This is a genomic window from Rhodococcus erythropolis NBRC 15567, assembly GCF_001552595.1.
In the GTDB taxonomy this organism is placed as follows: Bacteria; Actinomycetota; Actinomycetes; order Mycobacteriales; family Mycobacteriaceae; genus Rhodococcus_F; species Rhodococcus_F erythropolis.
Map to the genome: position 1 here is coordinate 136,845 of NZ_BCRM01000002.1, position 11,979 is coordinate 148,823.

The window sequence follows — 11,979 nt, forward strand, 5'->3', positions numbered from 1 at the left end:
GATTCGGGACCCTGCTGGATGTCGACGAATGCCGAATCTCCATAGCGTTCATCCCATGAAGAATCGACACTCGGTCCTCGCCCCGCCGGCCCCTGGTGCCACGGCCGCCCGAACATCCGCCGTGCGACTCGAAGGCGTCAGCAAGATCTACGGCAACGGCCGCGGCGCCGTGACCGCCCTCGACAACATCAGCCTCACCTTGCCGCGCAGCACCTTCACCGCCGTGATGGGCCCGTCCGGATCGGGCAAGAGCACTTTCCTGCACTGCGCCGCAGGGCTCGATCGACCGAGCAGCGGATCGGTGTGGCTGGGCGACACCGAGATCTCACAGCTGAAGCCGAAGGCCCGCAGCATCTTCCGTCGCGATCACATCGGTTTCGTCTTCCAGGCCTACAACCTGCTCGGCGCTCTCGACGTCGAGCAGAACGTCACGCTCCCCCTACTCCTCGCCGGCCGACGAGCCGACAAGCAGTACCTGACCTTCGTCCTCGAATCCGTCGGACTCGGATCGCACCGCAAGCGCAAACCCTCCGAGCTGTCCGGCGGTCAGCAGCAACGCGTCGCCATCGCGCGCGCCCTCGTCACTCACCCCGACGCACTCTTTGCCGACGAGCCGACCGGCGCCCTCGACTCCCGCAGCGCCAAGCAGGTTCTGGAGTTGTTGCGCCGGACAGCCGCCGAGTTCGATCAGACCATCGTCATGGTCACGCACGACCCGGTGGCCGCGTCGTACGCCGATCGTGTGCTGTTCCTCGCCGACGGGAAACTGGTCGGGCACATCGACCGCCCGACGCCGCAGCAGATCGCCGAGCGCATGACACACCTCGGGGACTGGTGATGATGAAAGCGCACACCTTTGCGCACCTGAAAGCGCATCGCTCCGGTTTCGTCGCCGTGTTCGTCTCCGTATTCTGCGCAGCGCTCCTCACCTGCGGTCTGGGTGTGCTGCTGGAATCGGGAGTGCGAGGCGGAGTCTCACCACATCTCTACGCCGGTGCCGACGCCGTCGTGAGTGCACCACAGGCGCTCGAGGTCAAGGAAGACGCCGATCAGCCTTTTGCCGAGCGAGTTCTCCTCGACGGCGATACCGTCCGCAAGCTCGACGCACTCGATGTCACCGTGGTTCCCGACATCTCCGTCCCCGTCAGCACCGCCGAGGGCGTCGTACTCGACGCACATCCTTGGAACACAGCACAACTGGCGCCGTACTCGCTCACCGAGGGGCGCGCTCCGCAGAGCCGAGACGAGGTGGTCTCGACTACGGGCGCCGCTCTCGGCGAGCGAATCACGCTGGCTCACGGCGCGATAGCCGACGAGTACACCGTCGTCGGCACAGCTGATTCGGCTTCGGTGCCGTCACCCGACCGTCCGGCACTCGTCTTCCTCGACGACGCAGAGGCCGAACGGTTGTGGCCGCACCAGAACGCTGTCACCGCAGTCGGATTGATCGCTCCCGAAGGCGTGGATGCTGCCGCTCTCGCCCGCGATGCACTCGCCGGAACCGGCGCGGAGGTCTCGACCGGCACCGCACGCGGAGGCATCGAATTCCTCGACGCCGGTGCTGCGCGGACCCAGTTGATCGTGCTCTGCGCGTCGTTTGCCGGTCTCGCGTTGATGGTCAGTATGTTCGTAGTTTCCAGCACGCTGTCGCTCTCGATCAACGCCAGACGCCGAGAGTTCGCTCTGCTGCGGGCAATCGGGGCCACCACGCGACAAGTCCACGTCATGATCGGACGTGAAGTGCTGCTCGTCGCGGCGGCTGCGGCGGCTCTCGGCGCGGTGCCCGGATACCTGCTCGCCCGATTCCTGGGTGCACAGTTTGCCGACGCCGGGGTCATGCCCACCGATTTCGCGTTGGCGTACAGCCCGCTTCCAGCGATCGCGGCATTCCTGATCTGCGTACTCACTGCCCGCGCGGCAGCGGCGATCGCGGCACGACGACCGGCGAAGCTCGACCCCGTCGAAGCGCTTCGCGAATCCGAAAGCGGCCCGGCGAAACTGAGCCGCGGACGCATCGTCACCGGGCTGATCTTCGGTGCCGCCGGTCTCAGCGCGTGCATCCTCCCCGCTTTCCTGCCCGGCAGCGTGGCAGCCGCTGGAGCCGGTTCGAGCGCACTGTTGTTGATCTTCTCGGTCGCGCTGCTCGGCCCCTTGTTGGTGCGCGGCATCATCAAGGTGATCGGCGGTCCACTGCGCCGTAGTGGGTCGGCGTCCAAAGTTCTCGCTGCCGCCAACGCCGAATCCAATTCGAGACGGCTCTCGTCGGCGGTTGTTCCATTGGCTCTCGCAATCGCACTGGGCTCGGTGCAGTTCTTCAGCCAGAGCACCGTCGCCGCCGAGGCGACCAACCAGTCGATCAAGGGCGTCACCGCCGACCTGATCGTCGGCGCGCCGGCCGGCATCGCTCCTTCGCTCCTCGACTCGATCGCATCGGTGCCCGGAGTGAGTGCGGCAAACCCAGTGGTCCGCAGTCAAGTCCTGCCGGTACCCAGCGGTGAGGAAGGCGGCTCAGCCGACAGCGCGATCGCTGCCCAGGGCATCGACGCCGCCAGCGCCGACGCGACCCTCGATCTCGCGGTGACCGAGGGCGACCTGAGCGCTCTGACCGGCGATACCGTTGCCGTGAGCGAAGACGGCGCCTTCACACTCGGAGCCAAGGTAGGTCAGCGCGTCGACCTCTATCTAGGGGACGGCACACTGGTGCATCCGATGGTCGTCGCAAAATATGGTCGCGGCCTCGGATTCGGGGACGTGACCATGCCGATCCAGACTTTGCGTCAGCACTCCACCGACGCTCTGATCGACACCGTTCTGGTTGCTGCCGAACCCGGACGGTCGGCCGAAGTCCAGCAGTCGTTGCGCTCGTTCCCCTCGATCGCCGCGATGAACCAGGACCAGTTCGGGGCCGCGGGCGAAGATCAGCGTCGTATGCAGTCCTGGGTCAGCATCCTCGCCGTACTCGTCCTGCTCGGCTATCTCGCAGTCGCCGTCGTGAACACCCTGGTCGCCGCCACTGCCGAGCGTTCCCGCGAGTTCGCGCTCCTTCAACTGGTGGGCTCGCGGACGAGGCAGGTCCGAGCAATGATGCGCATCGAGTCGTTGATGGTGGTGGGAATCGCCGTCGTGGTCGGATCACTGATCGCCCTGCCGCCTCTGATGGGTATCGCCGTAGCGGTGTCCGGGCAGCCGATCCCGGCGATTTCACCGGCGATCTACGGTTCCATCGTCGCGGTGACCGCTGTTCTGGGATTTGTCTCCATCGCGATCCCGACGCGCGCCGCCCTTCGCAAGAACCCGATGGACGGAGTGCGTAACCACTGAGTGGCACTACCGTCGTCATCTATGGATGCGGCGGCCTGGGACAAGAAGTACGAAGAAACCGAGCTCGTCTGGGGCGCTCCTCCCAACGAACTGCTGGTGGAATACGCGACGGCCCTCCCCCACGGCCAGGCACTCGACCTGGCGTGCGGCGAGGGCCGTAACGCGTTGTGGCTCGCGACCCGCGGTTGGGAGGTCACCGGCATCGACTACTCGGCCGTCGCGATCGAGAAAGCCCGCACGATCGCGGCCCGCTCACCTCGATCGGTTCTCGACCGGCTCGACTACCGATGCGGCGACGTCACCGTCGCGGATTACGCCTCAAGGAACGGGCAGGGATACGACTTGGCCCTGCTTCTTTACCTTCATCTGCCCGCACCACAACGCACCCTGGTTGTGAACCGTGCCATAAATTCTCTGAAACCTGATGGAATCCTCATGATTTTGGGGCACGACCGAAGCAACATCGACTACGGCGTCGGCGGACCGAAAGATCCCGAAATCCTTTACACACCAGAAGAATTGATGCAGGAGTTCCAAGGAAGGCTCGAGTTCGAGATCGCCGGAAATCCGCACAGACACACCGAAACGGGAATCGCGGTCGACGCGCTTGTCATCGGACGCAAATCCGGTGTTGGCAATGCAAAGAACGGCTAGTAACATGTATTAAGTTACCGACGAGTAATAAACTTCGGGCGGTACTAGGAGTGCTGGACCGCACCACCTCACTGGGAGAAGCAGAAGACATGGGCCATTACAAGAGCAACGTTCGGGACCTGGAGTTCAACCTCTTCGAGGTTCTCGGACTGGAGAAGCCACTGAGCGAAGGCGCTTGGGGCGACCTGGATGCCGACACTGTCCGCAACATGCTGGCAGAGGTCGCACGCCTGGCCGAGGGACCGCTTGGCGAATCTTTCGCCGATGCGGACCGCAACCCCCCTGTCTTCGATCCCGAGACGCACACCGTTGCACTTCCGGAATCCTTCAAGAAGTCGTTCAAGGCTCTGTGGGATGCCGAGTGGTACCGCATGGGACTGAGCGAAGAGGTCGGCGGCGTGCCGGTTCCCCGCTCGGTCGTGTGGGCCATCGGTGAGCTGATCCTGGGCGCACAGCCTGCAGCGCACATGTACCAGGCCGGACCCGCCTTCGCGGACGTGCTGTTCAACAACGGCACCGAAGAGCAGAAGAAGTGGGCAGCAACCATCGTCGAACGCGGATGGGGCGCCACGATGGTCCTCACCGAGCCCGACGCCGGCTCCGACGTCGGTGCCGGACGCACCAAGGCGATCAAGCAGGACGACGGCTCCTGGCACATCGAGGGCGTCAAGCGCTTCATCACCTCGGCCGACTCGGACGACCTGTTCGAGAACATCTTCCACCTCGTTCTCGCTCGCCCCGAAGGCGCCGGACCCGGCACCAAGGGCCTGAGCCTGTTCTTCGTCCCGAAGACGCACTTCAACTTCGAGACCGAAGAGTTCGGCGAGCGTAACGGCGTCTTCGTCACCAACGTCGAGCACAAGATGGGCCTGAAGGTCTCCGCCACATGTGAGGTCACCTTCGGTGGCCACGGCATCCCCGCACAGGGCTGGCTGGTCGGCGAGGTCCACAACGGCATCGCCCAGATGTTCGACGTCATCGAGCACGCTCGAATGATGGTCGGCACCAAGGCAATCGCCACCCTCTCCACCGGTTACCTCAACGCTCTCGATTACGCCAAGCAGCGCGTTCAGGGTGCTGACCTGACCCAGATGACCAACAAGGCAGCGCCGCGCGTGACCATCACGCACCACCCCGACGTGCGTCGCAGCCTGGCAATGCAGAAGGCATACGCCGAAGGCCTGCGCGCGGTGTACCTCTACACCGCAGCACACCAGGACGAGGTTGTCGCCCAGCTCGTCTCGGGCGCAGACAAGGACACCGCGTTCCGCGTCAACGACCTGCTGCTCCCGATCGTCAAGGGCGTCGGCTCCGAGCGTGCGTACCAGTACCTGACGGACAGCCTGCAGACCCTCGGTGGCTCCGGCTTCCTGCAGGACTACCCGATCGAGCAGTACATCCGCGATTCCAAGATCGACTCGCTGTACGAAGGCACCACGGCCATCCAGGCTCAGGACTTCTTCTTCCGCAAGATCGCTCGTGACCGCGGCGTCGCGCTCGCTCACGTTGCCGGACAGATCAAGACCTTCATCGACAGCGAAGCCGGCAACGGTCGCCTGAAGGCGGAGCGCGCACTGCTCGCCACCGCACTCGAAGACGTCCAGGCCATGGCTGCCACGCTCACCGGCTTCCTCATGGGAGCTCAGGAGCAGCCCACCGAGCTGTACAAGGTCGGCCTCGGTTCCGTCCGCTTCCTGATGTCCGTCGGCGACCTGCTCATCGGCTGGCAGCTCCTCCGCCAGTCCGAGATCGCTCTCGCGGCACTCGACAACGGCGCTTCCGACAAGGACAAGGGCTTCTACGAGGGCAAGGTCGCCATCGCGTCCTTCTTCACCAAGAACGTCCTGCCCGAGCTCACCGCTTCACGCGAGATCATCGCGAACACCGAGAACGACATCATGGAGATCGACGAAGCAGCATTCTGATTCGTTCCTGATTCATGAAAAGTGCCGGTCCCGAGAATGTTTCGGGACCGGCATTTTCATGCTCGGCAGTCAATGCAATCTGTGGTCATCTGCGCTCGACGGTCGGGCAACTGATCTGTGCGGACAGTACGGACGTCGTCGGTTGTTCGCCGGGCCGTGCCGCCGTTCCTACCAGGGAAAGCGCCACGCGCCTGCGGTCCGGAGAACTGACTATTTCGATGGAATTGTCGACGCCGCCGCCGAAGGACACGAACTGTCCGCTCTGATCCGAGAACATCATCGTCGCCCCGGACTGACCTGGTTCCGGGTTTTCGTTCACGTAGACCTGCAACTGGAAATCACGCCCCGGATATTCGCCGCCGCCGTCGTACTCGTAGAAGGAACTCGTGTGCACCTCGTAGGCCCACTGGCGGTGACCGGCGGGCAGCGAATCCGCCCAGTTGTGCTCGAAACACGTGACGGATCCGGGCAGCGAGACATTGGCTGCGCCGCTCCACCCACCGGACAGGGTGATGGCTCCGTATGGCGCTGCTTCGGACTCGTGCCGATCGGAAGGCAAGGGCGGAACGGTCACGGGTCCGACATTGCGACCGGTGAACTCGAAAAGCCTCTCGCTCGACACGAACGGGGGCGACTCGCGCTCACCGGCACAGGAGACAACTGACAGGGCGGCCATGACCAGTAACGCGCACATACCGCGTCTACGAACCGGCACCTCGACACCCCCTGTCCGTTTCAAACAGAATACATACCGTTCGGTCTCCAAGTTACCGATCGTGTCCGACACATCCCATTCGTGGGACCGCTCACCCGCTACCGATGTGATTGGGTGAGCACGAACGTCCACTGAACCAGCACTCGGTTCTTTCGAAGGCCGAGTAGATCAACAGACAGGTGATCATCGTGGTCGCACCAGAGCACGCACAACTCGATTACGCCCCTGACCTGGCATTGACCGCCACGGACTTGGCGCTCGACGGCCCATGGGGGCCGGTGTTCGGACCCGTCAATCTCGAGATTCGTGCGGGCGGTGTGACCATCCTCGAAGGCTCGGCCGGTTCAGGACGTACGTCCTTACTTCTGACACTCAGCGGACGAATGAAAGCCAGTTCCGGATCACTGTCCGTCTTCGGTCGAACGCGTCCCCGCGAGATCTTCGAGATCGCCGGGGTCGCCGGGTTCGAGGACATCGACGAGCTTGCCGAGTCCGTCACCGTCCGAGATCTGATCACCGAACAAATTCGCTGGGATGCGCCCTGGTACAAGCTCATCGGACGTGCCGGAGACCGCGAACTCGAAGCGGTGTGCGCTCCCGTCTTCGGCGATCATCCCTTACCTGCGCTCGGCCGGTACGTCAGCGATCTCGGGGAACTCGAGGCGACCCTGCTGCGCATCGCCGTCGCGAACACGAAGAAGCCGGCCCTGCTCGTCGTCGACGATCTCGAACAGGTGCGGCGCGACTCCGAACGCGCGTACCTCGTCGAGCGACTCGTCGAGATGGGGAGCTACCAGACCATCATCGCGTCGACCGTCAACCCGCTGCCCGACGGATCACCCATCGATGCCGTCGCCCTGCTCCAAGAAGTCACCAATCCCGACCAAGAAGGGGCGAGGTAACCGCGATGCTCGCTGGAATGTCTCTCGGAACCGAACTCAAGCGGTTCTCCCGCGGCGCGATGCCCAGGATCGCACTCGTCACCATCATCTTGATGCCACTGCTGTACGGCGCAATGTACCTGTGGGCCTTCTGGAATCCGTTCGGTGAGGTCAACAAGGTCCCCGTCGCACTGGTCAACACCGACCGCGGTGCAATGGTGCAGGGTCAAGAGCTCAAGGCTGGCGACGAAGTAAGCCAAGCACTTCTCGATTCCGGTGAGCTCGATCTCCACCTGGTCTCACAGCAGGAAGCCGAACAGGGAGTCTCGGACGGGACGTACTACTTCTCTCTCACTCTGCCCGAGAATTTCAGCGAGGCCGTTGCCTCCCCGACGTCCAAGGACCCCCACAAAGCTCAGTTGCAGTTCACCTTCAACGACGTCAACAACTACCTCGGCACCATCATCGGCCAAAATGCCGCCCAGCAGGTTCTCAGTCAAGTCAGCGACAAGATCGGCGCGCAGTCCGTCGAGACGGTCCTGGTCGGATTGACCGATGCCGGTGCAGGTTTGAACCAGGCCGCCGACGGAGCACTCCAGCTCTCGGCCGGAGTGAACACTGCCAACGCCGGAGCCGGCGAATTGGCGTCGGGCTCGAAAACTCTGGCAGACAACATGGTTACCGCACGTGACGGCGCAGCCACTCTTGCCGGCGGTACAGCGCAACTCTCGACCGGTATCAATACCGCCACGGACGGCGTCCTCGCACTGACCGACGGTTTGGGCCAACTCGATCTCGGAGCCGTCCAACTGGGCGACGGCGCAAGCCAACTCAGTGGTGGCGTCACCCAGGTCGTCGACCAACTGAGCGTCCTCGGGAACACACAGGCAGACGTTGCACAACTGGTCGGGCAGGCGGTGGCCAGCCTTCGGCTGAACCCGGATCCTGTCAGCCAACAGATCGCCAATGCCCTCGCGCCTGCCCAGGACATGCTGCGCACTCAGGGTTTCGGTGAAGCGACCATGGGCCAACTGGGCGAACTCAAGAGCGGTGCACAACAACTCGCTTACCAACTCGACGATCCGTCGAGCACCTTCCGAGCCGGGCTGAATGCCGCGGCCAACGGCGGCGGTGAACTCCGCAACGGCCTGGTGCAGCTGCGTGACGGCGGTCAGCAAGTCAACGACGGCGCTCAAACCCTCAGCAGTGGACTGGTTCAACTCACCGACGGCAGCGTCCAACTCTCCGATGGTGCAGCCAAACTCGCCGACGGCACCGAGCAACTCCGTGCCGGGTCTGCCGAACTCGCAACCAAACTCACCGAGGGCGCCGGTCAGATTCCCAGTTGGACCGATCAGCAGCGAACCGCAACCGCTCAAACCCTCTCCAGCCCGGTCGAACTACAGGAGACCTACGAGAACCGGGCAAGCACCTTCGGTACCGGTTTTGCTCCGTTCTTCCTGCCCCTCGCGCTGTTCGTGGGCGGCATCATCACCTGGATGCTGCTCAAGCCGCTCCAGAACCGGCCCATCGCAAACGGACTCGGCGCGCTGCGAGTGGTCCTCGCCTCTTACTGGCCGGCATTGCTCATCGGCATCTGCCAGGTGATCGTGATGTACCTGGTCGTGCACTTCGCCGTCGGCCTGCACCCCACACACGCCCTCGGCACCGTCGGATTCCTGATGCTCATCACTGCCACGTATATGGCGTTGATCCAGGCGTTCAACGCCATCTTCGGAGTCTCCGTCGGACGCGTCATCACCCTGGCGTTCCTGATGCTGCAACTGGTTTCGGCCGGCGGCATCTATCCCGTCGAAACCACCGCGAAACCGTTCCAGATCATCCACCCCTTCGACCCGATGACCTACGCGGTGAACGGGCTACGCCAACTCACCGTCGGCGGTATCGACTCGAGACTGTGGGTCTCGATCGCCGTCCTCGGCGGCCTTCTCGTCGCCTCACTCGGCGCCAGTTCACTTGCTGCACGCCGAAATCGGCAATGGACGATGGACAGGCTGCATCCGCCGATCGAAGTCTAGGTCAGGGTCTCCGGCCAAGGCTCCACGGTCAGCGCAGGCCATTCCCTGCGCCACCGTGCCGCCTTGGCCTCGTAAACCTCTCTCGGTGCAAGCACCGGGTTGGGGCGGATGATCATGTCGAAAAGATCGTCGTATCCATGCGGGGCATACACGTCCACAGTGCCGCCCGCAGACTTGGTGATCCCGAAACAGCAAGTTGTGGAAGCGAAGTGGTCGATAGCGTCGCGGCAACTGGTGAACGGAACGCCGGGAATCCCGAAATGCTGCTCGTACCACAGGTGCACGCGGGCTTCGTTGCGTACTTCGACATCGGCATCCACATCGGCGAACAGTTCTGCCGCCGAACGAATCACACGGTCCTCCGCGTCGTAGCTCAGATCGCCGGCGTCGAAATAGAAGAGGTCGTAGTCCTTGATTCCGGCGCCGAGGTCACGGCCGTCGATGTGATTCCAGACGGTTTGGAAGAGCCCACCCGCCGTCAGGTACCACTCCGGCAATCCCAGCTTCGGCGCCCGATCCACGATCGTTGCGACCACTGGATTGGCCAGGGCGATCTCGAGAAATCGTTCACGCATGCTCGTCAGCCTCTCATATGACAAGTAAACTTGACATCATGTGACAAGTATTCTTTACTTTTCCCATGACTGGAAAGGCCGGCGACAACAACGTGCGGGAGCACCGACGCCTCGCCGGCCTCACCCAGGCGCAACTGGCCACGGCAGGTCAGGTGAGCAGACAGAGCATCGTCTCCGTCGAACGCGGCGACTACGCACCGAGTGTCTACCTGGCACTTCGCCTGGCACTGGCACTGGGGACCACCGTCGAAGCGCTCTTCCCCTTACCCGAATCGGCACTCACCGCAGAAATTCCAGAGGAGACGGCATGAGCACCATGATGAAGGCAATGCGGTTCGTCGGAGATCTGGACGACGACTTCTACAAGGACGAGCGGCAGCGCGACGTCTGGAACGAAGCCTCGGCGGTGGGATTGCAGAGTGTCTTCTGGGCAGTCTTCGTCAGCTCGGCGATTCTGCCCTGGGTCGCCGGCCGAACAGGGGCGTGGATCTCGCTCGCGCTGCTGATCGTCGCGCTGTTCGGCTCGGTGGTCACGATTGTCTATGCACTTCGACGCGACGTCGATGTCTACGTGTTGTCCAACTACAACCGTCCCCGGGTCGTGATCAGCATCGCGCTGTACCTCGTCGCCGCAGTCGGCATCATGGCGCGCCTCAAATTCGATTCGTACGAAGAATCGTCCACGTGGGTCGGCGCTCTCGTCGGCGGAATCGTCGGTGGCGGCGTCGCAATCGCGGCAGTCAAGCTTCACCAGCAGCGCGCCAAGCGACGCGAAGCGGCCGAAGAACTTCTCTGAATTCCGGAAGTCTGCCCAGCACAACGGAATCCATAGAGTTGGTAAAATCGTGCCGGGTCAACCGATCGCGAGTAACGTCGAAACGGTGAGCACTCGCCTCGGATACCAGATGCCCAACTTCAGCTACGGCGGTCCGGTCAAGGACCTCTTCCCCACCGTCATAGCGCAGGCCCGCGAAGCCGAAGCCGCAGGCTTCGACACTGCATTCGTGATGGATCACTTCTACCAACTCCCCGGAATCGGAGCGCCGGACGCCCCGATGCTCGAGGCCTACTCCGCGCTCTCCGCGCTGGCGACGGCCACCGAGACCATCCAGTTGTCTGCACTGGTCACGGGAAACACCTACCGCAATCCGCCCATGCTCGCCAAGACCGTCACCACCCTCGACGTGGTGAGCGGCGGTCGGGCCATCCTGGGCATCGGCGCCGGTTGGTTCGAACTCGAACACAATTCGTTCGGATACGAGTTCGGAACGTTCACCGAGCGCTTCCAGAAGCTCGACGAAGCACTCCAGATCATCGCGCCGATGCTCCGCGGTGAGCGCCCAACCTTCGACGGCAAGTGGTACCACGTCAAGGACGCCATCAACGAGCCTCGCGTCCGCGACGACCTGCCGATCCTGCTCGGCGGCGGCGGTGAGAAGAAGACGTTCGGCCTCGCCGCTCGCTTCGCGGATCACCTCAACATCATCTGCGACCCGTCGGAACTGCCCCGCAAGATGGAAGCACTTGCGGCACGCTGCGACGAAGCCGGTCGCGATCCCGCAACCCTCGAGACCAGCTTCCTCACGTTCATGATGATCGACGAGGACGGCGACAAGGCTCGCGCGCATCAGCGAACGTTTCTCGCGGAGCGTGGCCTCGACATCACCACGGCGCCGCAAGACGTGGTCGCCAAGGCCACCGAGCGCCATTTCGTCGGCAGCCCGGACGACGTCGCCGAGCAGGTTCAGACGCGCATCCTCGACCACGGCATCGACGGCGTCGTGATCAACCTGATCACCAACGGCGAAGAGCCAGGCATCGTCGACCTCGCGGGCCGCACCCTCGGCCCACTCGTCGGCAAGTAGGTCC

At 63.3% G+C, this 11,979-nt stretch carries 11 protein-coding genes; 9 read left to right on the plus strand and 2 right to left on the minus strand.

Annotated elements, in window-relative coordinates; genetic code table 11:
- Window positions 1–55 precede the first annotated feature (55 nt).
- The 4 genes from RE4_RS07255 (at window position 56) to RE4_RS07270 (ending at window position 5,900) form a co-directional block, all read left to right on the plus strand.
- The gene (locus RE4_RS07255; protein WP_019747152.1) at window positions 56–838 is read left to right on the plus strand and encodes an ABC transporter ATP-binding protein; all 783 of its coding nucleotides are present in this window, start codon (window positions 56–58) and stop codon (window positions 836–838) included.
- On the plus strand, window positions 838–3,321 hold the full coding sequence (locus RE4_RS07260; RefSeq protein WP_060938330.1) for an FtsX-like permease family protein: 2,484 nt from the start codon (window positions 838–840) through the stop codon (window positions 3,319–3,321). The genes RE4_RS07255 and RE4_RS07260 overlap by 1 nt, the downstream gene beginning before the upstream one ends.
- 21 nt (window positions 3,322–3,342) lie before the next feature.
- Window positions 3,343–3,975, plus strand: a complete 633-nt coding sequence (locus RE4_RS07265) for a class I SAM-dependent methyltransferase (protein ID WP_019747150.1) — start codon at window positions 3,343–3,345, stop codon at window positions 3,973–3,975.
- Between the two features lie 89 nt (window positions 3,976–4,064).
- A complete protein-coding gene (locus RE4_RS07270) occupies window positions 4,065–5,900 on the plus strand; it encodes an acyl-CoA dehydrogenase (RefSeq protein ID WP_020906438.1) in 1,836 nt (611 codons plus the stop codon).
- A gap of 85 nt (window positions 5,901–5,985) precedes the next feature.
- Here RE4_RS07270 and RE4_RS07275 read toward each other — a convergent pair whose 3' ends face one another.
- Window positions 5,986–6,615, minus strand: coding sequence for a hypothetical protein (locus tag RE4_RS07275; RefSeq protein ID WP_223257928.1), 630 nt, complete (start codon window positions 6,613–6,615; stop codon window positions 5,986–5,988).
- Window positions 6,616–6,794: 179 nt separating this feature from the next.
- Here RE4_RS07275 and RE4_RS07280 point away from each other — a divergent pair, with 179 nt between their 5' ends.
- Together RE4_RS07280 and RE4_RS07285 are read left to right on the plus strand one after the other, a co-directional pair.
- Window positions 6,795–7,517: an ATP-binding cassette domain-containing protein gene (locus RE4_RS07280; RefSeq protein WP_060938331.1), complete on the plus strand. Its 723-nt coding sequence runs from the start codon at window positions 6,795–6,797 to the stop codon at window positions 7,515–7,517.
- Between the two features lie 5 nt (window positions 7,518–7,522).
- The gene (locus RE4_RS07285) at window positions 7,523–9,535 is read left to right on the plus strand and encodes a YhgE/Pip domain-containing protein (RefSeq protein WP_060938332.1); all 2,013 of its coding nucleotides are present in this window, start codon (window positions 7,523–7,525) and stop codon (window positions 9,533–9,535) included.
- Here RE4_RS07285 and RE4_RS07290 read toward each other — a convergent pair.
- A complete protein-coding gene (locus RE4_RS07290; RefSeq protein ID WP_060938333.1) occupies window positions 9,532–10,110 on the minus strand; it encodes a nucleotidyltransferase family protein in 579 nt (192 codons plus the stop codon). The genes RE4_RS07285 and RE4_RS07290 overlap by 4 nt on opposite strands.
- Window positions 10,111–10,175: 65 nt before the next feature.
- Between RE4_RS07290 and RE4_RS07295 the strand changes: the two genes are divergently transcribed.
- The 3 genes from RE4_RS07295 to RE4_RS07305 all read left to right on the plus strand — a co-directional run bounded on the left by RE4_RS07295 (window position 10,176) and on the right by RE4_RS07305 (window position 11,975).
- Window positions 10,176–10,421 (plus strand): helix-turn-helix transcriptional regulator, encoded by a 246-nt coding sequence (locus tag RE4_RS07295; RefSeq protein ID WP_019747144.1) that lies wholly within the window; start codon window positions 10,176–10,178, stop codon window positions 10,419–10,421.
- On the plus strand, window positions 10,418–10,906 hold the full coding sequence (locus RE4_RS07300) for a hypothetical protein (RefSeq protein WP_019747143.1): 489 nt from the start codon (window positions 10,418–10,420) through the stop codon (window positions 10,904–10,906). Before RE4_RS07295 ends, RE4_RS07300 begins: the two co-directional genes overlap by 4 nt.
- Window positions 10,907–10,991: 85 nt before the next feature.
- Window positions 10,992–11,975, plus strand: coding sequence for an LLM class F420-dependent oxidoreductase (locus RE4_RS07305; RefSeq protein ID WP_030534635.1), 984 nt, complete (start codon window positions 10,992–10,994; stop codon window positions 11,973–11,975).
- The last annotated feature ends 4 nt before the right edge of the window (window positions 11,976–11,979 follow it).